Here is a 20,606-nt window from a genome sequence, read left to right on the forward strand (position 1 = left end):
ATCTCCTGGCATTCCTGTAGCATAACAAAGACAGCGGGATAACCCGCTGCCTCGGCGAAACCAAATTATAAAATTGTGTTACCGAGCACCGCCACCTAGTTGTTGTTCAGCTAGAGCGACAAGACGCTTAGTAATTTCCCCACCTACAGAACCGTTCGCACGAGAAGTGGTGTCAGGACCAAGTTGAACACCAAATTCAGAAGCGATTTCGTATTTCAATTGATCAAGAGCCTGAGTAGCGCCAGGAACGAGCAGTTGATTGGAGTTACGGTCACGTGATTGTGGCATGTCGGTTTCACCTCCTTGTAGATGGTACCTATATCATGCGGAGCAAGTCTCTTCATAATGCGTGTGAATTTCTGGGAATTACCTTCCACCTACCAAAAACTACCTTAACAACAACTAAAAGGGAGGTGAATGATATCATCCACCTCCCTTTTATGATTCTTACCTATATTCGTTCTTACCCAGAGTCTTTAGTCAGCGCTTCCCACTGCGTGCGAAGCTCTGCGATTTCCTCCTGAATCACATGTAATTCCAGAAATTCGTGGCGTTCGATTGCTTGCTTGTACTCTTCCTTTTTCATCAACAGTTTGCTCTTGATTTCCTGCAATTGTTCTTGAATGAAAAACACCTCGCTTACTAAGAGATGAAACCATCATTCATTGCGTCATTCTCATGACATGATTTCCTCTTACCCTTGGCACAACTTACACAAACCCCCAGATTCCTCTCTATTTATCAATCAACCACCTAAAGATGCTAAAAAAGCCCCTAGATCAAGCTTTCCATTGAAAAAGTGACAAGTTCGCGAAAATTAATACTCTACTCGTCATTGACCCTCTCCTAAATTTTGATAAAATAGAACTCACTCATCAGGAATGTTGATTATCACTCATACCATAAGTACACGATTTGCTGTTGGGAAAGGAGGGTTCCCATGTCTGTGGAGACCCATATAAAGCCTTCCTTACTGGAAGAATTTCGTTCAATGAAGTTAAATTCCATGATCAGAGACTTGAACAAATTAAACACGGATGAATTAATCCGAATCCAACGGGAGGTCGACCATCTACTCGACTCCACAAAGGAGTAAATGGAACTGGGATGAATTCCCCCACTGAAAAATTACTAATCCAGAGTTACAAAGAACTCGATGAAGCACGGTCCCATCTCGAAGAAGCAATTAATCGCCTGGGCAAGCATAACAATCTTCAAGCAACTTCAAACTCTAATTTGCCTGAGGATATTCAACAATTGGTTCATATTGCCCTTCACCTTTCTCCTGAACAACGGAAGGCTCTGCGTCGCTTCCTTGAATCCATCCGCGATCTATAGCAAATCATTCAATCACAAATAACGGATAAGGTACCCCAGTGATCGGGGTACCTTATCCGTTATTGTCGTTGCTGCTCTTTTCTGTAGCCATCTTTCTAACGAGTACAGAGGTTCGAAAAAGATGATACATCCGCGAGGCATCTAATGCTGTCCACAAGCGTGCACCTGCATATACACATCCTTCAGAACATCGAATGTAATCATTTCGTGTCAATTTATTCAAAATCCGATTCCATTCTTCATCTGCTCCTAAATGTTCTGCAAACATCGAACGCACATGAGCTAAATGAACTTGGGGTTCACCATTTTTTTTCATATCAGGATCCAGCCGAGGGTAAACTAATAACCCCCATAGGATGACCAGGGAGGCTCTCGAAACCACATCCCAATCTCGGTGGACAGGTCCCTCCAACTCCCAAGGATTAGCATAGCTTCTCTCTAGTGATGTTTGTCGCGAGGTTAATAGTGAACTAATATCGTATGCGGCCCTATTCGTCATCCCTCATCCCTCCTTTTTCTTTACTGGAATCATGATGTCTAGTGGTTTCATGCTTCTATGTTTTATTTTAATAAAGAACCATTTTCCGGTTCTCTATTACCCTAACTGAGTATATTTCCTTTATCGCCATAGAAAGGTAGTTTTATACGAAGGGAGGGATAATTGGTATGAAAATTCAACTTATAAACCGCTTATTTTTTATCGTTTTATCCAGGATTCCACAGAACAACATAGTACTTAACCTATTATAATCAACTTCTTCTCACTTACATAAAGTTACTTTATCTAATATTTTAGTGGAAATGATGATTTCTTTTCTGTTATATTAAATAATATAACAAGACCAAATGGGGAGAGGGATGGCATGTTTGATACAAAAAAAGGGAAATATACAGATGAAGAAAATGAACAAATTATCGGAAAGATCAATAAAGGCTTAGCCGAAGGTGTTCGTGAGCGAGAAATCCTCCGTGAAATATCCAACGATCTGAATCGCGGATTTGCAGGTATCATGTCTCATGTTCGAAAACTCCGTAGTGAATATCCTGAACGTTTCTTATCGAATAAGCCATCCGCCGATGGAGAAAACCGTCTTAATAGTTGGTCTGATCAAGAAGAAGACGTCGTTATTGAATGGGTTAATCGCTATATGGACCAAGGACAGTCATTATCTTCTGCAATCGCTAAATTAGAAAAAGAGCTCAACCGAACGCAAGGTGCAATTTACCAACGGATTTACACCTTGCGTCGTAAATATCCCGAACGGTTTAACCGTATGCCTGAGCCACGTCCACGTCGTCGCCGTAAATTAGAAGGTTGGCAGATTCAACGTCCGATCATCCGCGATCTTGACGGTAGCGCTCCTGTCTTCCGTCCTTATTTAGAAGATGATACAGAAGCTGCAGCTGCCCTCGAAAGAGTCCACCAAAAATCTGAAAATCTCCTTGAAAACCTCGACGCCTCCAGCAACATCACAGAGGAAGACATGGTTATTAAAGCCTTCGAAAATCGCTATGGCCGACCCAATACTGCCATTCGCACCAAATTGATGGAACTTATGGAAGAATACGGACACACCCGGGTCTCCTTCTCCCTCTTCACATTACAAGACAATAAAGAATTTCCCGTTGTGATTACTCGCTTTTTAGAAGAATGTTTGAACCGCAACAAATCCATATAAATAAAAAAGAGAGCGCAGGGTCTTTAAAGACCTGCGCTCTCTTCATTTTCCCCTTTTTCTCTCAAGCGAACGGGTATGCTCGCCTTTAACACCGTCGTATTGTCCCTTTGCCGGGATTGCGGGCGTATTTCAACTTGCCCCACCACATCATAACCAAAGTCATCACATAAATCGATCAGCCTTGCCTGAAATTGCTTCAATTTCCGTTCATCGATATCTGATCGCTGATAACTGAGCACGAGGGAGAGGCGGTCATCCGCCGTCGCCGCTGTAGGGCGCTCTTTATCTTTGCCAAACATATTCAAAAAGGCCACGACATTCACCTCGTAACTTTAGTCAGGCGATATGAAAAATCCGCTTGATCCGATTGATGAGGCTGCTTTCCTCCAATTCTAAGTAAGGAACCTCTTCGCCATTGATCCGCCGCGCAATATTATTAAACGCACGTCCAGCTAAGGATCTATCATCCAATACTACCGGTTCACCCGTATTCGATGAACGAATAATCCGTCGGTCCTCAGGAACAATGCCCAGTAAATTGATCGCTAGATGATTTTGAACGCGCTCAACACTGAGCATGTCGCCATCTTTGATCATATTGGGTTGAACTCGGTTTACTACCAAATCAATTGTCTCCAAATCGGCAGATTCCAATAAACCAATCACCCGATCAGAATCCCTAACGGATGGAATCTCAGGATTTACAACTAAGATCGCCCGATCTGCTGGAGCAATCGCATTGCGAAACCCTCCCTCGATCCCTGCTGGAGAATCAATTAGGATAATTTCAAATTCTTTTTTCAACTCATCCACCAACTCTTTAACCTGAGCCGGTGTCACCTCTTCCTTATACCTCGTCTGGGCAGCTGGTAGAAGGCCTAGGGTAGGAAATTCCTTGTGTCTCACCAAGGATTGCCGTAACTTACTTGTCCCCTCGACCACATCCACTAAATCATAAACAATGCGGTTCTCCAAACCTAACATCAAATCCAACTTACGTAGACCAATATCCGTATCCATAACACAAACCTCACGTCCCAGTTTCGCCAACGCAAGGCCAACGGATGCGACGGTGGTTGATTTTCCTACACCACCTTTTCCGCTTGTCACGGTAATTGCTACGGACTTCTGCTTCATCACTCGTTGCCCCTTTCCCTTGTCCTTCTGTCTATCTTCGACCTTCGGGATCCATTGCCCTCTTCTACTACATCGTCTATTGATCCTTAGTCCCTATGTAACAACCCATTCCACTATACGATATATCGATTGATCCAAATCCGCTTTCAAGGGTTGACTTTTGTTAGAAAGAGTTGCCACGGATTGGTGATGTGCATATCAGTAAAAATTCCAATGATTTTGTTAAATTGACATGAACAAACAAGATTCCCTATTATTGTATCAAACTTGACCGCATAACAGAAGCAAAAGAAATAGTTTGCGTCCATTAATTTCTCATTGTTCATCGGATCCGCCTATCAAAGCGGTCCAGCTCTCTTGAAAGTAACTTCCATACGATTCCTAGAGCTACTGCATCGTCTACATACCCAGCAATCGGAATCAGATCAGGCAATACATCACTTGGGATAATAAAATAGAGTAACGCTGCCCCAGCTAATGCTTTTTTTGTGCGGCTCGTGGCCGGATGTCTGAAGTAGTCATATAAAATCTTTAATTTCCCTATAATCTTCTGGATTCCTCCAACTCGATTCACCTTCCCATTAAAATCGTCCAGAATTCTACGAGATCCCTTCGGAGTGTCCGCTTTTTTGATCAAGGAAGCTAGAACCTTTTTTACTTTTTGCTCCAGATCACTTGAAGTCATTCGGCACTCACACCCCTTCGCCTCTTATAGCTTTAGCTATATATCTCTCCATGACAGTATATACAATTCTTCTCTGTATCTCTTACCTCTTTACTACAGTGTGGACATAGAAAAATCCCTTGCCCTTCCCAAGCATCCCATGAGGATGAAGTTTTATGATCGGATACGGGGGTTTGATTAGAGGATGATTGAATCCTTTCTCCTGGCAAATCATCTCCACTAGGAAGGGCCTGGCGTTCCGTCTTGACTTCCCGGGAAGGCGGAGCTTGCATATTTTCTGGAGGATGCTTTCGTTCCTCTTCTTTTTTTAACTCTGTCAATTGGTCTTCCATCGATTGGATAACTTCACGTATTTCCTTGATATTGTAAAGGAGAGAGCGGGTACGGTCGGTCATTTCCATATCGCCATGTGCTTCCCAGCGCTCATAGAGTGAACGCCCCAATCTCATATGCAACTCACTCTCGTATTCCTTTTTCCCTCTAAGCTGTAATGTCAATCGGCTTATATCTAACACCTTTTTCGATTTTTGACTGGTCGTCTCCAATCCTTTTTCCAATTTACTCTTCAAACCATCAAAAATACCCACGGCGATTCCGCTCCTTTTTAGCAGCCCTTCTATTCATTGTAAGGGATTTAAGCCCGTTCTTCCAGCTATATAGGGCAAGAATCACCCTCCATAACCAAAAAGTTCACGAAAAACCCCCTATTTTCATGAAAAAAGCGACCAATAGGGTCGCAAACCAATAATTACCTTTAAGGAGGAGTTTTTCCTCCATTTACTTCCTATCTTTCTAGTGTACTTACCAGACCCCGTCGCCACCACAGCCACCACAGCCGCCGCCGCAACCACCAAAGCCACCGCCAAAGCCGCCAAAGCCACCGTCGCAACCGCCAAAGCCACCGTCGCAACCGCCAAAGCCACCGTCGCAACCGCCAAAGCCGCCGCCACCGCCAAAGCCACCGCCGCAACCGCCAAAGCCACCGCCGCAACCGCCAAAGCCACCGCCGCAACCGCCAAAGCCACCGCCGCAACCGCCAAAGCCACCGCCGCAACCGCCAAAGCCACCGCCGCCAAAGCCGCCAAAACCTTTGATACCTGCGCCAACTGCACGACGGCGGAAGCCAGCTCTTTTCATTCGCTTCACACGATACACTCCTTTAGCAATCTTTCCATTGTTGGGTCTACCCCCAACGCCCTTCTATATATTTCTATGTCGGTAATGAGAATAAGGTTGGACATCCCCCACCCGATAACTGCGGATTTTTGCTCTTAAAAAAAGACCTAACCGCTGATAGTAGCGATTAGGCTGAGGAAACTTTGCGTGACACACTTTGTTTTGACGTTTTCTTTCTATGATTTAATCCTAATTTTAACCACCATGCTCCTATTAGAAGCATCATCGATGTTATTAGAAATAGACCTCGAATACCGATAATCCCTGTTAGAAAACCTCCAGTGATCGGTCCAAGCATATTGCCAAGAAACGTAGCACTAGTACTGTATCCATATGCTGTACTCTCTTTCCCATCAGGAGCATGTTTACGAATCAAGGAATGAAGAGATGGCAAAAGTCCCCCTACACATAAGCCCAACAAAAAGCGAAGCCCCAACAACTGCCATACATTTCCTACCCATGCTTGCGGGATAAACAAAAGAGCCGTGCCGATCATGGAGTAAAAGAGAACACGTTCCGAACCATGCCGATCACCAAACCGACCTAAAAAGGGAGAAGCCAGCATATTGGCTAATCCCGTCACAGCTACGACTAAACCAGCAAAAAAAGCAATATATCCCCCTGGTGCACCCAACTGAGAGACAAATAAGGACATCTGCGGCATAGGAGCTACCATAGCAAATTGCAACATAAAGCCTACACTAAAAAGGAAAAGGAGTGGTTTTTGATGGAGAATAAAGGACCCCTCCGAGAAAAAACCTTTCCGAGCCACCTTTGGATCTGGTTTCACTTCTTCCTTTACAAATACAAGCACAACGACGGTTGCCAAGAAAATAACCGCACTGGTTAGAAAAAAGATGGATCGAAACCCAACCACCTCTGCTAATACCCCTCCGATAAAGGGACCCATGATACTACCTGCTACACCGCCCGACTGTAGCAACCCTAAAGCATATCCTGACTTCTCTTTCGGGGTATTTGTAGCAGTGAGGGATATGGAAGCTGGAATAAATCCAGACACCGTCCCATTTAACAACCGTAACAAGAGCAGTTGTAAAGGGCTTGCAGCAAGGCCTGTCAAAAAAATGACAATCGCCATTCCAAATCCGGATCGAAGCACCATAATCCTACGCCCAACTTTATCTGCTAAGCTTCCCCATACAGGAGCAAACAAAAAAGCAGAGAGAAAGTTGATGCCAAAAATTAGACCTGACCAAAGCTGTGTCTTATCAGGATCGGTCATCCCTAGTTCCCTTAGATATAGAGGAAGGAAGGGGATAATCATACTCATTGCACCCATCACAAGAAATTGTGAGACCATCAATATATACAAGTTTCGCTTCCAAGTTTCCATATATAAGATCCCTTTCCATTCATAAATTATCTGGTTACAAATATTACGATACACGAAACATATGGATGAAAAAAATAGCCTCTCACTCGTAAGAAGCCCACTTAAATAGAAATAATCAATCCCCGCCTAAACAGTCGGGGATTGATTCAGTTTATGAAATTCCGTCGACAACTCTCGGCGGAATGATCGCTGTACTCGATCAACAAAGTACAATCGTTCAATTCTGCGAATCGTCTGTTCGGCTTTCTGACCGTCGATATATAGAAAAACATATTTCAGCCGTTTCGATACATAGTGGATATTGCCCATACGTCCTAAAGAACGAGCAGCCTTGAGATCCTTCACCCATACGGCCAATCCAAGCCGTTCCGCGATGATCATCGACATGGGATCGTGTCTCCTTTTTTCACATCAGTCATCCGTAAACTACACACACTGAAGTGGTATAATGATAACACGGTTCACACTTGCAAGTAAACCTTTACTAGAATTAACCACAACTTTTCCGTCGCTTTTGGTTCGCTTCACGCATCGCTTGAATCTCATCGTTTACAGGCACTTTAATATCTTCTGAGACAGCATTAGCAATGCGTTGACTTACTCCATTTAGCAATTGATCCAATATTTCCTCAAGTTCTAGATACTCTTTAATGAGCGGATACTTACGGATCTCTGCCAAATATTCCTTCGCTTCATCCTTAGCACGATGATAATCTGGATGGAAATGGCCAAACCGTTGAGCCTCTGCAAAGAGTTCTTTTTTCGTTTGAAAACGGTTAATCAGTTTTCTTGCTTCCTCATCCTCTGCCAATGCACGTTTCAGCTCCAAATAGCGACTTACTTCCTTCGATTCATTGATTCGATCAGCTAAACTATATGCTTCAGACAGCAACTCTGTCATATCCAACGAATTCATAACGATCCCTCCACTTCCATGTTAACACAATTCGTTCTATGGAGTTATGCTCTCTTCCCATGGCAAGATAATTTGAACCTGCTCCATCTCTTCCAGAGAAACAGAAACCTTTTCCCTTTCTGCCGTTTCTTGCCCCTCAACCCTCCATATTCCCTCTTTACGAAACAGACGATGGATTACAAATTGGTGGGCACGATCCTCTTTGTCAAGCCACTTCACTGTCAGACCCATTTGTATCGACTTTTCTAGCAACTTCCTTAGCGTCGTGGAATGATATCCTCGTGGTGCAGAGGTCCACAAACGAGGGATCTGCGTTATCCCTGGAACGGCTTCCTCCCATTCAGGAATACGATCCTCTATTCTTTGATCGTTATGGATTTCGAGAAGAGGTTTATCCTCTATAAACTCCTTATCACCTTTCGTTATCTCCAAGGAAGGAGTCCCTCTAGCTTCCAATCGTTCCCGAACAGCAGGCAAATCATTGGTATCCAGTAAAAAATGAGTAGGACCTATTCGATCACCAAGAAGGGACGATAAAATTGGATCTATGAGTAATTCATCAGCTAATACCGAATCACTTACTTGAAGAAGAATCTCGTGGCCAATCCGTACCCGAGCGTGTTGCTCTCCCCAAAGGATCAGACTGTGCAGTACATTTTCGGGTAACGGAAAGGTAGACAAGGTTGTGAGCACCTTTTCCATATCTGCTACCAAGAGTCCCTTTTCCATCCCGCGACGTACTGATGAAACGGTAATTTCATAATGAACAAAGAATTGCTCACCACCCATGTAATCCGCAAACTGGGCTAATAATCTTCGCTCACTTCCAGGTGTAAAAACAGGGATCAACACTTCAAAGTCCGGTTTTACATAAGTGGGAAGCTGGGGAAGTTGCTCGCAAATGGGAGGTGCCCAAGATGACCACTTCCACCAGATTCCTTCATCAACCTCCCCCATCTCCACCCAACCAATTGCCTCCAAGGGGCGCAGCCATTTGACTTCCCACTCCTCTAGAGTGGATGAAGAATTTGCTATCGCTTTCCACTCGAGCCATGTACTCCGAAGGAGTGTTGGACCTTCTCCTTGGCGCTCCATCCATCGCCATAAACTATCCCATTCTGGATGAACTTGAAGGAATTGTTGCCGCACAAAAGAAAACATCCCTTGCAGGCGTTTTTCCCAAGAGAGTTGTAGCCATTTATTTGCCGATGTTTCATTTAATACAATTTGCTCCTCTGTTTTCTCTATCCATCCCTCCTGCTTTGCAAAGGAAAAGAGTAGAGATAAACGAGGCGATATATCTTCCTTATTCCACGGGGACTCCTCAAGCCCCTCATCCTCTAAATCCAATTCAGCCATCAACTTACGTAGAAAATGTTGTGGAATTTTCCCTTTTACAGTTAAGGGAAAATTCTCTCGATCCAGCATACACAAAAGATGGAAGGCATCATTCCACACTCCTGATACCGGATCAGTACCCTCCACAGAAACACCCTCTATTCCGCGAGGGGGGGTAGGTAACCAAACCATTAAACACGCATCACGAATCTCTTTCGGACACCATATCCCACTCTCTCCCCATGATCGACGAAAGGTATAAACAAACCCCTTTCTACGGAGAGCAATCCAACCCATACGAGCATGAAGCGGTGATAAGTCCTCCTTCACATGCTCATCCTCTACACCAATAAAACGATCCCCTCCAAGAAAGATGACTCGTCTAAGCAAAGTGGCTTCCATATGATGAGTCATGGCAAGCTCCGTTGCGGCATTGATTATAGTCTCTGCCAAACTCGCTAAATCGTCGCTATTTCCATCCCAGCTATGTTCCTTAGCAATACTTCCTCGAACATGAGGCGATAAGGAAGCTAAGCATGTATGTAAACTTTCCATCAGGCCCTCCCCCACTGTTCTTCCTCAACAATCTGATACGGGTAACCCTGTTCTACTAGAAACCGTTGTCGATGGAGCGCATATTCTTGATCGATGGTATCCCGACTGACCAGGTTATAAAAATACGCATGGTTCCCTCTGCTCTTTGGTCGCAAAATACGCCCCAACCGTTGGGCTTCTTCTTGTCTTGAGCCAAAGGCACCTGATATTTGAATGGCAACACTTGCATCAGGTAGGTCAATGGCAAAATTGGCGATTTTGGAGACGACAAGGATAGGGACCTCTCCGCGTCGAAACGCATCAAAGAGTGCCTCTCGCTTATCCTGATGGGTCTCTCCTGTTAATAAAGGTAATTGTAATCGCGTCGCCAACCCCTTCAACTGTCGCAAATACTGGCCGATAACCAAGATGCGATCCCCTTGGTGGCGATCAATGATCTTTTGTACAAGCTCCTCCTTCGCAGGGTTTTCTGCGGCAATGCGATATTTATGTTTTTTCGCTGCATCCGTGTAGATGATCCGATCCTCCCGAGAAAGTCCTGTCCTAATTTCTGTACAACTAGCCTCTGCCAGCCACCTTCTCTCCTCCAACTCCTTCCACGGTACTTCGATTCGTTTAGGTCCTATCAAACTAAAAACTTCCCGCTCCCTTCCATCCTCTCTTACCAAGGTGGCAGTTAAACCAAGGCGTCGTTTTGCTTGTAAATCCGCTGTAGCACGAAATACAGGAGCGGGTAATAGATGAACTTCATCGTAGACGATCAAACCCCAATCTCGCTGATTAAATAAATCCATATGGGTAAACTGCCCTGTTGAATCACGATGAGTAAGGATCTGATAAGTAGCTACCGTTATGGGCTTTACCGATTTCTGGTCTCCTGAGTATTCTCCAATCTCGCTCTCTGTCAGGTCCGTCTTGTCCAATAATTCACGGATCCACTGACGAACAGAGGTAGTATGAGGGGTAAGAATTAATGTGGCCCGCCCGATTCGTTCCATCACCCCTAACCCCACGATCGTTTTACCAGCTCCACAAGGGAGAACGACAACTCCATGGCTATTCTGTTCAGTTGTACAATAAGCTTCAATCGCTCTCTGCTGATAGTCCCTCAATTGGAAATCATATCCTGAACGGGTTCTTTTCCGAAAATGAAGAGCAAGCGGCTCCCCGTCATTAAATCCCACTTGATCCCAAACAGGCCACCCTAAACGAATCAATTCTTCTTTTATCCATCCACGTGTTTCCGCCGCAATATAAAACTGACCATTTTCTATCTGAATCATGTTTTTCAATTTCTCAGTGTGTATTAGTTCTGTAAAGAATTCCTGTTGATTACACTTCAACAGTAAGCGATCTTCATCTTGCAGCAAGACAATCCGGCCAAAACGAGAAAAGCTATCCTCTATTCTCTTGCAAAAAGCAACGGATAAAGGAAACTTCCCATTTTCCCGCAGGAAGTGAATCACTTCTTCTACTTTCAAACCCATCGCCGCCGCATTCCAAAGCGAGAGAGGCGTGATTTGATAAGTATGAATATGCTCTGGGCTTTTGACCAACTCTGCAAACGCAGCCAATCCTTCTCTTACCTTATGGTAGTCTGGATGATGAACCTCAAGAAGGACCGTCCAATCACTCTGCACGATCAGAGGTCGTTTTGTATCAAATTTCATTCGTCCCCAACTCCTTTTCGGTTAGTTTTCCTAAAAATGCGGGAAAACATAACGAAGAGAACCCTGTCGTAGGCAAATAATAACTTTCGAAAACTTTTTGCAACTTTTAGGTAGGATCCCCCGTCTGAAAGATAAAGACTCAGACAGGAGGCAATAAGGATGCGAAAACGGAAGGTGATTTCAATGATGTTAGGATGCACATTATTATTTGGTACAATGGGTTGTGGGGGTTCTTTCCTATCCCCAGATAATAAAGCGGGTGACTCACCATCAGCAAAAGATGAACGCACCCTTCCTTTTCAACAGGAATCCCTAGATAAATTACCTAGTAAAGTAAAAGAGCAGTGGGCAGAAGTGCGCTCCACTAAAGCCGAAGAAGGTATCCAAGCGAAGGTTGAGGATAATGGACGAATCTATCTCTTCCTAGCCTCAGGTGAGAAGAACACCGGTGGATGGTCAATCAAAGTGAAGGAAGTTACCCAACAAGGTAAAGAGGTCCATGTAAACGCTGAGGAAGTTCCACCGAAAAAAGATTCAATAAACACCCAAGCCGTCACTTCTCCGTTGACTGTCATTTCGATTAAAACGGATGACGATCTAAAGTACAAAACGCACATTGAAGAAGTTAAGAGCAAGGACTCTCAAGATGGCAAAGAATCAATGCCCCCCAAAGATGCAGATACACAAGGGAAAATCCTTTCTAAGCAAGTAGAATCGGGGAAAACCCTTCCAGAAAACGTGAAGGATAAGTTATCCGATATGCGTTCCTCTAAAAAGGGTGGCCATGTGATGGTCAATCACCGTGATCATACTTATTTGATTATTGGACTTGGGGAGCGCCGTACAAGCGGCTATCGCATCAATATAGAAAATGTGATTGAGAAAGACGGTAAAATTCATGTCTATGCCCAGGAGATCTCCCCAAATCCCGATGGAATGGTGGCTCAGATGATCACTCACCCTACCCAGGTAATCTCCATCCCTCGTGTAGAAAAGGACAAAGAAATTGAATACCACATAAAAAAACAGTCCACTAAGGACCAACCAAACCGTTAATCCGCTCACCTAGATCGGGTAATATAAAGTCCCCCGTAGCTTTAGCTATGGGGGATTATTCTTCACTTAAGATCCGTAGATCTCTATGCCAAGTGTCGTCGTTCATCGTCCTTCTCTCTTCGTCGACGCTCATCGGGATCTGTCCCCCGTTCCGGTTGTTCCGGAGCAGTGGTCAGGGGTTCACGGGGCGTCGTAATCTCAGGCTCACGTCGTGTTGCTCCGTCATCGATCCGCATCTATCTCACCCCTTCCAGTGCCTTTAGGCATGTTTAGTCTCCCCACCCCCCTTTATCTCATGCCGGATTTTTTTCGGAAACAACCCTGGATTATTTATGGGACTCGGATGTTTCTGGTACAAAAAACCAAGGAGATTCCGGTGACTCTGGTGACTCCCAGAGTGGGTACAATTTTTGAGCAGTGGATTGTTGCTCAGGGTAGTGTGGTGCTGAATCAGTAGGTTGTGAGTTGGGGCCATATCTGGGGAAAGGTGAGCCTGGCTTTGGATTCATTGGCCAGTAATGTGGAAAACTAGCTCCAGTAATCGGCACTTGTCCCGGATGCCGTATTGGATGTTGCCCCGTCCATGGACTCCAACCAGGGGTAGATTGCCCTGGTAAAAAGGAGTACGCTTCTGGAAGATAGGGTAACCCTGGCTTTCCTGGGCCAGGGAAAGGCCACTCGCTTCCTGATGTATCAGACCAACCACCTCCTGGTTGCCCTAGGTAGGGTGAGCCCATCACCCCAGGTTGACTCGGATAAGACCAATCACTTTCTGGCTGACCAGGATAAGGTGAGCCCATCCCTGGTGGCCCCGAGAAGAACCAACTACCTCCTGGGAAACTTGGATCATAATAAACCATAGATCATTCCCCCCATTCGCTATCCTCTTCTTAGTATATGGGTGTTAGATTCATACATTATCTATCCTTTAACATCTTGATGTATCCAATGTTTTTAGCCATGTCCTCAAAAGGACTCTCCCCGTGCTTTTTCGTTTCCAAAGCACCTTTGATCTGTTATGATGATGGAGATTTCGATTCCCTACAGAAAGGAGGACACGCGATGACGGATACAGAAGAACAACAACATAAAATCGATCTAGACGCTATCAAATTAGCAGTCCAAAAACGGGATCGGCGATATCTTCGCCCTCTGATCGAGGAACTACAGCCCTATGATCTTGGACAAATTTTTTTCCAGCTTCGAGGTATTTATCGCCATCATTTTATCCAATTGTTGGATCCAGAAGAGATCGCTGATTTGCTAGAGGAATTAGAAGCGGATGAGCAACAAGAGGTATTAGGCAACGTTGGTGCTGACAAAACATCCAAGGTACTCAATCGGATGTCTTCTGATGAAGTAGCTGACCTGATGGGCGAGATGGATGAAACCAACGTACAAACCCTTCTTCGTGGAATGGAACGGGATGAGGCAGATAAAGTTCGAGCACTGCTTCATTATCCAGATGATACTGCTGGCGGGAAGATGACGCTGGAGTATGTTAGTGTCTATGACTACTACACCGTCGAAGAAACAATTCTTTACTTACGCAGAGAAGCTCCTACAGCGGAAACGGTTTATTATATTTATGTCATCGATGCCGATGATCGGGTGATTGGTGTTGTCTCGCTCCGTGAACTACTCATCGCCCAACCAGAAACACCGATTCCCGACATCATGTACGAACGGATTATCTCTGTACCTGCTGATATGGACCAAGAAGAAGTCGCTAAAATCATGGAACGGTACGACTTCCTTGCTATTCCCGTAGTAGACGAAGAAGGACGGCTACTCGGGATTATCACCATCGATGATGTCGTTGACGTCTTAATCGAAGAAGCACAGGAAGATATCGCGAAACTATCCGCCGTCGGGCAGACGGAAATGGATGTGCTTACCCATCCTTTTTCTTCTGCGCGACGTCGTATCCCATGGTTGATCCTCCTCCTCTGTATCGGCATGTTAACCGCCTCCCTCCTCGGCTTTTTTCAAGGAACCATAAAAAAAGTCGCCATATTGGCTACCTTTATGCCCATGATCTCTGGTATGACAGGTAATACAGGTACACAATCCCTAGCTTTGGTCATCCGTGGACTCTCTACTGGTCAATTGACCCGGGATCGATACTTTCAGATCCTCCGCCAAGAAGGCTTTGTCGGAGTTATCATTGGGATGGTATGTAGCCTCTTTATTTTCGGTTTGGTCACTTTTTGGGAAGGGGATTGGGTTTTAGGATTGATTGTTGCTGGTTCCCTCCAGATTACCTTGATACTCGGAACCCTCGGCGGTACATTGATCCCGATCCTGTTACATCTACTAAAGGTGGATCCAACAATCGCCTCTGGTCCTCTCATCACGACGATTAACGACGTCATCGCACTCTCTATCTACTTAGGGCTGGCCACAACATTTATTGAGTACATACAATAGCCTCTTCTTTTTCCTGGAGAGGTTTTTTGTATTGAACGATGAGGGAATAGTAAAAAAGCGTAGGTTATTCTCCTCAGCACTTAACTATACAGTTCATAGGCTTTCTGATAAGCTTGTAAGTATCTGTAATAATTTTCGCCTAGTTTCGTGCAGGCTAAGGTGTACGAAGCAAACTGACTTCGGGAGGTCGTTGTTCGCTTGGGAAGTATTATCGAGATCGCTTGGAATCTATTCCTTGTGCTCTTCCTCGTTTTTCTTAATGGTTTTTTCGTAGCCTCGGAGTTTGCCATCGTCAAGGTGCGTGCGACTCGGATCGCGCAGTTGCGCGAAGAAGGACATCGTCGTGCCAAAGCGGCTGAAAAACTGATCAATAAAATGGACGTCTATCTCTCTGCTACCCAACTCGGAATTACCCTAGCCTCTCTTGGTTTAGGTTGGGTGGGGGAGCCAGCCATCGCCCATATGATCGTAGAACCTGCCCTTCAATTAATCTCACCCAAAGTACCTGATTTACTTGTCTCCACTCTTTCCCTAATCATTGCATTTTTAGTTATTACATTTCTCCATATTGTACTTGGTGAAATGGCTCCTAAATCCTTGGCGATTCGACAAGCTGAGAAAACTACTCTATGGATAGCGGCACCTTTAGATTGGTTTCACCGGTTTTTCTACCCATTCATTTATGTATTAAACGGTGCTGCTAATAAAGTATTAAAGTGGGCAGGAGTTGAGCTAAATCCTGAACACTTACAGGGACATACCGAAGAAGAAATCCGCATGTTAATGACCCAAAGTCAAAAAAGTGGACACATTGACGAAACCGAGCTTTCCTTGTTTGACAATATTTTTGAATTTGCGGATCGGGTTGCTCGTGAAGTTATGGTGCCTCGTGTGGATATGGTTTGCTTATACTTTAACGATTCTCTTGAAGAAAATCTGAAAACAATTCGGGAAGCACGCCATACCCGTTTTCCCCTTTGTCGTGAAGATAAAGATGACATTGTTGGAATCGTGCATATTCGCCATATCTATGAAAAGCTACTCAATGGAGAAACTCCTGTTCTCAAGGAGTTAACTCGCTCTTCCGTCATGGTGCCCGAAACGATGGAACTAAAGGATGTGTTGCGTATTTTACAACAAAACCGTTCGGAAGTCGCCATCGTCGTCGATGAATATGGCGGTACGGCAGGTCTTGTCACCACGGAAGATATCATCGAAGAAATATTTGGGGAGATCCAGGATGAATTTGATGATGAACGCCCCTTCTTCCAAAAGCAAGGCAATGAGACCTCTATCGATGCTCGCCTTTTGATCGAGGAAGTAAACGATTATTTTGGGTCAACTATTGAAGACCAAGATAATGATACCATCGGGGGTTGGATCTTCTCCCAGTTGAATGAAGTTCCTGAAGTAGGAAACGTCGTTCATTATGAGCAATTTATCTTTAAAGTACAAGAGATTGAGCAACGAAGCGTTAGCCGACTTTTGGTAAGTCAAGAGTCGACACCCGACTCAACAGAACAAGAAGAAGAGGCTAGAGAAGAAAGCAATAAAGAAGTGCGCAGGCACTTTCAAAATAACCGATAAAGAAAGCAAAACCGCCTTTTCATCACGGAAAGGCGGTTTTGCTTTGCTCTTAAAATGAAGCGGTATGTTCGCTCTAATTCCTTGATCTGTATAACCGCTTTAAGTGTGGTTAGGAAGACTCCTGTAGATAGTGAGCGACAAAACATTGCCGCGCCTCATTAAACCCATTTTGCACATTGACTACACCACAATCATGCATCGTCCAGGGTGTTTTTTGCTGGGGGACAGCGACATCATAACCTGCACGGATAAACTCCATCGATTGAGAAAGGTCATAAAAATGCCAACCATCAAAGAGATCCTCCCGCCAGGGTAGATCGTATTGGGTGGCAATCAATAATCCATCCACTGCTTCTACTTTAGTAATGTCCCCCTCCCGCCTGGCAAAGGAAAGGAGTTCCATGCGTCCAATATGGCTATCATACACCTGTCCAACCTTCTCTTCCCCGTCCCACCAAATCCCATTTTCCGGAATATGAGTAACACCTACCATACCGATCATCCCAACTTTGGGTTCCTTTTGAAAAAGAGAGAGGACATCAATCAAGAAATCGCGATGAAGGATGAGGACATCCTGATGTAAATAGATCTTATATTTAGCATCTGATTTCTTCATTCCCTCATTGTACCCCGCTGTCATCATCTTTGCTCCCTGGATACACCTTTTTTCCACCGTAAATCCCTTGGGAACGCGCAGAGAATCGACATATCGTTCCGATTCACTAAACCAGGCTTCGTCATTGACACACCAGATAAAACAAATCTTATGTGGATCCATCAGCGACCGCCTTTCGGATGTATGCCACCAATTTCAGCGTATTCTCATCCTTTTCTTTAATCCTCTTCAGATACGAGAGCGCTTTCTGTGGCTCTCTTCGACCTTGCCAAAGTAATGCCAAGTTGAGCAAGGTATCGCGATGGTCAGGCATTAACCCTTCAGCTGTTTCCATCAAAGCCAAGGCATGCGGCTCCTGTTCTTTTTCATAACACACCTGGGCAATTTTATGAATCGTCTCCATTTGGTTGACCACGTCATTATGAATGATCTCAATAACTTCCTCGATCGTGACAGTATGATTGACCAATTTCTCTAAAACCTCTTGTACACTCTCCTCCTCGTCAATCTCTTGTTCCACGCGACGAATGAGGAATTTTAGATTACGAAGAAAAGCCGACTCTCCACGTAAAGCTTTTACGGAAAACTGATAAATCAAATATTGTTCCCTCATCCCTGGTGAAGAAAGGGCAGTTAAGGAATCAATCCACTGCTTTGTTTCCTCTGAAGAGTCCGGGAGGATTAAGCCCTTCACCTTAATCCGTTGCAAGCCAGCCTTTTGAAGGAGGGACTGGATCGATAACCAGGTGAATCGATGAATCTCACCATCTAACAAACGACCTTCTAACAGATGATAAAGTGTCCCGTAGTGACAAAAGTTAGGCAATAGAGCATACAATGTCCCATCTTTTTTTAGATGAGTTTTTAAACGTTGCAAAAACACTGCTGGGTCTTTGACGTTGGCTAAACAATCACCAAGTAGAATGCTATCAAAAAAATCCTCTGGCCAGGGTAGGGGAGCATCTAATTCCTGTTCCACAACCTCTCCTGCTCCAGCGGAAGCTACCACAGCGGTTTTATTGGATTCCACTCCATACAAACGAATCATAGGGTATTGATTTCGTAACGCTAGCAACGTCGCACCTGCGCCACATCCGATTTCTAGCACGCGTTGTTCCCTTTGCCACCCTAAATCCATCCACTCCATTTGTTCATGCTGTACATGAAATGCCTTTGTCGGATCAAGTCCCCATTTATCATGAAAGACGATACGGTTACGTTCCAAAAGTTGGGTAAAGCGATTTCCTTCTTGAGCAAAGGAAGCACTCCCATGATGATGAATAAAGGTATCCCGACAAAGGAATAAGCGATATCCTTCCACACGCGCCCGAAAACACCAATCATCGTCTTCGTAATTACCAGGGGAGAAGCGCTCATCCAATCCACCTACCTTCTCCAGAACATCCCTTCGGATGAGAAGACAGAATCCAATGAGCTTAGCTCGTTCCTCCCATAGAGAAGGATCGCTTTTATTATGGTTGATAGCGAAGGACTGCATCTCCTCTAGGTGCTTATAAGGAACGGGTATCGCCGTTCCATAAGATGCATGATTGGTCACTGGACCAACCGCGCCAATATCCCTGTCACTTTCCAGACAGTCGATTAGATTTTCTAACCACCGAGGTGTGACGACGGTATCATTATTTAATAGAAGAATCCGTATTCCCTTAGCTACTTGGATACCCTGATTGCAAGCTTTAGGAAAACCGAGGTTTTCTGTATTACTGATTAAGTGAATATCCTCTTGCGCAGCAAGCCATGCTTTTATCCCATCATCGGAAGCATTATCGATAACGATCAATTCATAACTGCCCTTTGCTGTATACTCACGAATGCTTTCGATACATTGTTTTGTATAAGTCATCTGATTGCGGACGGGAATCACAATGCTTGTGATACTAGACAGTGTCAAGTCTTCTCCCCCCCCGCTTGGGTAGCTACAGTAATCCCCTTTGCTAGATAAGACTCCAGTTTCTTTTTATTGTTCAATGCCTGTGGATCATCTGGGTTATAGGATAGAACAATTTTATTCTGTTCATAAGCTTTCTCGATTTCACCAAGCGCTCCATAAATCACAGCCATTTGTAGATGAGGTATCCACGTACGTGCTGCTACATTGGTCATTCCCCAATCATGTAGCGGAGCGATCTGAGTAGCATGATTGTACCAACTCAATGCAGCATCAGGGTTGTTACTGCTTTGATACCACAAACCCAGTCGACAACAAAACTCAGCGCGAGGGGCATGGTATTCAAAGGATTTTAGTAAATACTTTAGCTCCTCTTCCCTTTTCCCCAACAAATGACAACAATGGGCTGCATACCCACAAGCAGAGATATTGTCCTCGATATAGGGGCTATTAGCAGCAAAGTACTTTTCGTATTGTTCAAGCCCTTCTTCTAATCTCCCGTTTTCAATGAGTTCATTCCCATAATTATATATATCTCGTGGAGAGAAGGTTTCCCCTCGTTCTAACCGTTTTTCATATATCGATAGATTGCGGGCTTTATTGTGATGAATTTTCCCATGATGAATAACAACGTTGCTATCCATGATCTTTCCATGGATCTCCAAGTATTCATGAACCGGATCATGCCACTGGTAGTTACGCGATCGCTTCACAAGACGTTCCCGGCGGATGCGGCTAAATACATTTCCTTTATCATCGTAATGAAGGTTGTATAGCATCGAAACCTGGTCGACCGTAGGATCGAGATCTCTCTTTAATTCACGAAACTTTTCCCGATCTTCTTCCTTCAAGAAATCATCCGCATCTAACCATAAAATATAATCCTTTGTCGCTTTACTAAAAGAAAAATTGCGCGCCTTTGCAAAGTCATCCACCCACTTAAAATCAAACATTCGCTCGGTGTAGCGACCAACCACTTCCTTTGTTTTATCCGTAGACCCTGTATCCACAATATTAATCTCATCTACCAAATCATGGATGGATGATAAGCATTTGTCCAAGGTTTTCTCTTCATTCTTTACAATCATGCATAAACTGATTGAAATCATTGTAAACCTCCTTGAAACCATACGTGGAGTATCTTTTTTTATTTCGAATCA

Annotated in this window: 24 protein-coding genes; 6 read left to right on the forward strand and 18 right to left on the reverse strand. The window is 44.4% G+C overall.

Annotation, left to right across the window (positions count from 1 at the left end; translation table 11 throughout):
- Positions 1-78: 78 nt before the first annotated feature.
- The gene (locus BLV90_RS06530; protein WP_091738125.1) at positions 79-288 is read right to left on the reverse strand and encodes an alpha/beta-type small acid-soluble spore protein; all 210 of its coding nucleotides are present in this window, start codon (positions 286-288) and stop codon (positions 79-81) included.
- 175 nt (positions 289-463) lie between these two features.
- Complete coding sequence (locus BLV90_RS16660; protein ID WP_281242004.1) at positions 464-586, reverse strand: hypothetical protein; 123 nt, start codon at positions 584-586, stop codon at positions 464-466.
- A gap of 354 nt (positions 587-940) precedes the next feature.
- Here BLV90_RS16660 and BLV90_RS16170 point away from each other — a divergent pair, with 354 nt between their 5' ends.
- Both BLV90_RS16170 and BLV90_RS06535 read left to right on the forward strand, forming a co-directional pair.
- On the forward strand, positions 941-1,096 hold the full coding sequence (locus tag BLV90_RS16170) for a hypothetical protein (RefSeq protein ID WP_177167928.1): 156 nt from the start codon (positions 941-943) through the stop codon (positions 1,094-1,096).
- A gap of 11 nt (positions 1,097-1,107) precedes the next feature.
- Positions 1,108-1,338 (forward strand): hypothetical protein, encoded by a 231-nt coding sequence (locus BLV90_RS06535; RefSeq protein WP_091738128.1) that lies wholly within the window; start codon positions 1,108-1,110, stop codon positions 1,336-1,338.
- Between the two features lie 52 nt (positions 1,339-1,390).
- Here BLV90_RS06535 and BLV90_RS06540 read toward each other — a convergent pair whose 3' ends face one another.
- Positions 1,391-1,837: a hypothetical protein gene (locus BLV90_RS06540; protein WP_091738131.1), complete on the reverse strand. Its 447-nt coding sequence runs from the start codon at positions 1,835-1,837 to the stop codon at positions 1,391-1,393.
- A 364-nt stretch (positions 1,838-2,201) separates the two neighbouring features.
- Here BLV90_RS06540 and BLV90_RS06545 point away from each other — a divergent pair, with 364 nt between their 5' ends.
- The gene (locus tag BLV90_RS06545) at positions 2,202-3,017 is read left to right on the forward strand and encodes a hypothetical protein (RefSeq protein WP_091738133.1); all 816 of its coding nucleotides are present in this window, start codon (positions 2,202-2,204) and stop codon (positions 3,015-3,017) included.
- A 23-nt stretch (positions 3,018-3,040) separates the two neighbouring features.
- Here the strand turns inward: BLV90_RS06545 and BLV90_RS06550 are convergent, their stop codons facing one another.
- The 10 genes from BLV90_RS06550 to BLV90_RS06600 all read right to left on the reverse strand — a co-directional run bounded on the left by BLV90_RS06550 (position 3,041) and on the right by BLV90_RS06600 (position 11,848).
- Positions 3,041-3,331: a cell division topological specificity factor MinE gene (locus tag BLV90_RS06550; protein ID WP_091738136.1), complete on the reverse strand. Its 291-nt coding sequence runs from the start codon at positions 3,329-3,331 to the stop codon at positions 3,041-3,043.
- A gap of 22 nt (positions 3,332-3,353) precedes the next feature.
- Positions 3,354-4,154 (reverse strand): septum site-determining protein MinD, encoded by an 801-nt coding sequence (gene minD, locus BLV90_RS06555; RefSeq protein WP_091738139.1) that lies wholly within the window; start codon positions 4,152-4,154, stop codon positions 3,354-3,356.
- A 322-nt stretch (positions 4,155-4,476) separates the two neighbouring features.
- Positions 4,477-4,839 carry a YkvA family protein gene (locus tag BLV90_RS06565; protein ID WP_091738145.1) on the reverse strand — a complete coding sequence of 121 codons (363 nt, stop codon included), beginning with the start codon at positions 4,837-4,839 and terminating at the stop codon, positions 4,477-4,479.
- Between the two features lie 32 nt (positions 4,840-4,871).
- Positions 4,872-5,426: a hypothetical protein gene (locus tag BLV90_RS06570; RefSeq protein ID WP_091738148.1), complete on the reverse strand. Its 555-nt coding sequence runs from the start codon at positions 5,424-5,426 to the stop codon at positions 4,872-4,874.
- Positions 5,427-5,549: 123 nt separating this feature from the next.
- Positions 5,550-5,951: a hypothetical protein gene (locus tag BLV90_RS06575; RefSeq protein ID WP_177167929.1), complete on the reverse strand. Its 402-nt coding sequence runs from the start codon at positions 5,949-5,951 to the stop codon at positions 5,550-5,552.
- 191 nt (positions 5,952-6,142) lie between these two features.
- On the reverse strand, positions 6,143-7,369 hold the full coding sequence (locus tag BLV90_RS06580) for an MFS transporter (protein ID WP_091738151.1): 1,227 nt from the start codon (positions 7,367-7,369) through the stop codon (positions 6,143-6,145).
- Positions 7,370-7,495: 126 nt separating this feature from the next.
- Positions 7,496-7,756, reverse strand: coding sequence for a YlbG family protein (locus tag BLV90_RS06585; RefSeq protein ID WP_091738154.1), 261 nt, complete (start codon positions 7,754-7,756; stop codon positions 7,496-7,498).
- Positions 7,757-7,859: 103 nt separating this feature from the next.
- Complete coding sequence (locus tag BLV90_RS06590; protein ID WP_091738157.1) at positions 7,860-8,285, reverse strand: YlbF/YmcA family competence regulator; 426 nt, start codon at positions 8,283-8,285, stop codon at positions 7,860-7,862.
- 36 nt (positions 8,286-8,321) lie between these two features.
- Positions 8,322-10,178: a helicase-associated domain-containing protein gene (locus BLV90_RS06595; RefSeq protein WP_091738161.1), complete on the reverse strand. Its 1,857-nt coding sequence runs from the start codon at positions 10,176-10,178 to the stop codon at positions 8,322-8,324.
- The gene (locus tag BLV90_RS06600) at positions 10,178-11,848 is read right to left on the reverse strand and encodes a DNA repair helicase XPB (RefSeq protein WP_091738166.1); all 1,671 of its coding nucleotides are present in this window, start codon (positions 11,846-11,848) and stop codon (positions 10,178-10,180) included. Before BLV90_RS06600 ends, BLV90_RS06595 begins: the two co-directional genes overlap by 1 nt.
- 159 nt (positions 11,849-12,007) lie before the next feature.
- On the opposite strand from BLV90_RS06600, the gene BLV90_RS06605 reads away from it, so the two are divergent.
- Positions 12,008-12,904: a protease complex subunit PrcB family protein gene (locus BLV90_RS06605; protein WP_091738169.1), complete on the forward strand. Its 897-nt coding sequence runs from the start codon at positions 12,008-12,010 to the stop codon at positions 12,902-12,904.
- An 83-nt stretch (positions 12,905-12,987) separates the two neighbouring features.
- Here the strand turns inward: BLV90_RS06605 and BLV90_RS16175 are convergent, their stop codons facing one another.
- Both BLV90_RS16175 and BLV90_RS06610 read right to left on the reverse strand, forming a co-directional pair.
- Entirely contained in the window at positions 12,988-13,140 is a 153-nt protein-coding gene (locus tag BLV90_RS16175) for a hypothetical protein (RefSeq protein ID WP_177167930.1), read from the reverse strand.
- A 90-nt stretch (positions 13,141-13,230) separates the two neighbouring features.
- Entirely contained in the window at positions 13,231-13,764 is a 534-nt protein-coding gene (locus BLV90_RS06610; RefSeq protein WP_091738172.1) for a hypothetical protein, read from the reverse strand.
- 202 nt (positions 13,765-13,966) lie between these two features.
- Between BLV90_RS06610 and mgtE the strand changes: the two genes are divergently transcribed.
- Positions 13,967-15,334, forward strand: coding sequence for a magnesium transporter (gene mgtE / locus BLV90_RS06615; RefSeq protein ID WP_245726272.1), 1,368 nt, complete (start codon positions 13,967-13,969; stop codon positions 15,332-15,334).
- 198 nt (positions 15,335-15,532) lie between these two features.
- On the forward strand, positions 15,533-16,921 hold the full coding sequence (locus BLV90_RS06620; RefSeq protein ID WP_091738175.1) for a hemolysin family protein: 1,389 nt from the start codon (positions 15,533-15,535) through the stop codon (positions 16,919-16,921).
- 109 nt (positions 16,922-17,030) lie between these two features.
- Here the strand turns inward: BLV90_RS06620 and BLV90_RS06625 are convergent, their stop codons facing one another.
- The 3 genes from BLV90_RS06625 to BLV90_RS06635 are packed head-to-tail and all read right to left on the reverse strand — an operon-like array spanning position 17,031 to position 20,555.
- Entirely contained in the window at positions 17,031-17,699 is a 669-nt protein-coding gene (locus tag BLV90_RS06625; RefSeq protein ID WP_091738178.1) for a glycosyltransferase family protein, read from the reverse strand.
- Complete coding sequence (locus BLV90_RS06630) at positions 17,686-19,449, reverse strand: bifunctional glycosyltransferase family 2 protein/class I SAM-dependent methyltransferase (protein ID WP_091738181.1); 1,764 nt, start codon at positions 19,447-19,449, stop codon at positions 17,686-17,688. Before BLV90_RS06630 ends, BLV90_RS06625 begins: the two co-directional genes overlap by 14 nt.
- The gene (locus BLV90_RS06635) at positions 19,446-20,555 is read right to left on the reverse strand and encodes a glycosyltransferase (protein ID WP_091738184.1); all 1,110 of its coding nucleotides are present in this window, start codon (positions 20,553-20,555) and stop codon (positions 19,446-19,448) included. The genes BLV90_RS06630 and BLV90_RS06635 overlap by 4 nt, the downstream gene beginning before the upstream one ends.
- Positions 20,556-20,606 lie beyond the last annotated feature (51 nt).

Source organism: Marininema mesophilum (genome assembly GCF_900106775.1).
Taxonomy (GTDB): domain Bacteria; phylum Bacillota; class Bacilli; order Thermoactinomycetales; family DSM-45169; genus Marininema; species Marininema mesophilum.

Excerpts from the sequence above, each read along its gene's own strand:
- BLV90_RS06580 (WP_091738151.1), bottom strand. The coding sequence starts at position 7,369 with ATGGAAACTTGGAAGCGAAACTTGTATATATTGATGGTCTCACAATTT.
- BLV90_RS06565 (WP_091738145.1), bottom strand. The coding sequence starts at position 4,839 with ATGACTTCAAGTGATCTGGAGCAAAAAGTAAAAAAGGTTCTAGCTTCC.
- mgtE (WP_245726272.1), top strand. The coding sequence starts at position 13,967 with ATGACGGATACAGAAGAACAACAACATAAAATCGATCTAGACGCTATC.
- BLV90_RS16170 (WP_177167928.1), top strand. The coding sequence starts at position 941 with ATGTCTGTGGAGACCCATATAAAGCCTTCCTTACTGGAAGAATTTCGT.
- BLV90_RS06585 (WP_091738154.1), bottom strand. The coding sequence starts at position 7,756 with ATGTCGATGATCATCGCGGAACGGCTTGGATTGGCCGTATGGGTGAAG.
- BLV90_RS06595 (WP_091738161.1), bottom strand. The coding sequence starts at position 10,178 with ATGGAAAGTTTACATACATGCTTAGCTTCCTTATCGCCTCATGTTCGA.
- BLV90_RS06530 (WP_091738125.1), bottom strand. The coding sequence starts at position 288 with ATGCCACAATCACGTGACCGTAACTCCAATCAACTGCTCGTTCCTGGC.
- BLV90_RS16660 (WP_281242004.1), bottom strand. The coding sequence starts at position 586 with ATGAAAAAGGAAGAGTACAAGCAAGCAATCGAACGCCACGAATTTCTG.
- BLV90_RS16175 (WP_177167930.1), bottom strand. The coding sequence starts at position 13,140 with ATGCGGATCGATGACGGAGCAACACGACGTGAGCCTGAGATTACGACG.
- BLV90_RS06635 (WP_091738184.1), bottom strand. The coding sequence starts at position 20,555 with ATGATTTCAATCAGTTTATGCATGATTGTAAAGAATGAAGAGAAAACC.
- BLV90_RS06605 (WP_091738169.1), top strand. The coding sequence starts at position 12,008 with ATGCGAAAACGGAAGGTGATTTCAATGATGTTAGGATGCACATTATTA.
- BLV90_RS06610 (WP_091738172.1), bottom strand. The coding sequence starts at position 13,764 with ATGGTTTATTATGATCCAAGTTTCCCAGGAGGTAGTTGGTTCTTCTCG.
- BLV90_RS06540 (WP_091738131.1), bottom strand. The coding sequence starts at position 1,837 with ATGACGAATAGGGCCGCATACGATATTAGTTCACTATTAACCTCGCGA.
- BLV90_RS06625 (WP_091738178.1), bottom strand. The coding sequence starts at position 17,699 with ATGGATCCACATAAGATTTGTTTTATCTGGTGTGTCAATGACGAAGCC.
- BLV90_RS06600 (WP_091738166.1), bottom strand. The coding sequence starts at position 11,848 with ATGAAATTTGATACAAAACGACCTCTGATCGTGCAGAGTGATTGGACG.
- BLV90_RS06535 (WP_091738128.1), top strand. The coding sequence starts at position 1,108 with ATGAATTCCCCCACTGAAAAATTACTAATCCAGAGTTACAAAGAACTC.
- minD (WP_091738139.1), bottom strand. The coding sequence starts at position 4,154 with ATGAAGCAGAAGTCCGTAGCAATTACCGTGACAAGCGGAAAAGGTGGT.
- BLV90_RS06545 (WP_091738133.1), top strand. The coding sequence starts at position 2,202 with ATGTTTGATACAAAAAAAGGGAAATATACAGATGAAGAAAATGAACAA.
- BLV90_RS06590 (WP_091738157.1), bottom strand. The coding sequence starts at position 8,285 with ATGAATTCGTTGGATATGACAGAGTTGCTGTCTGAAGCATATAGTTTA.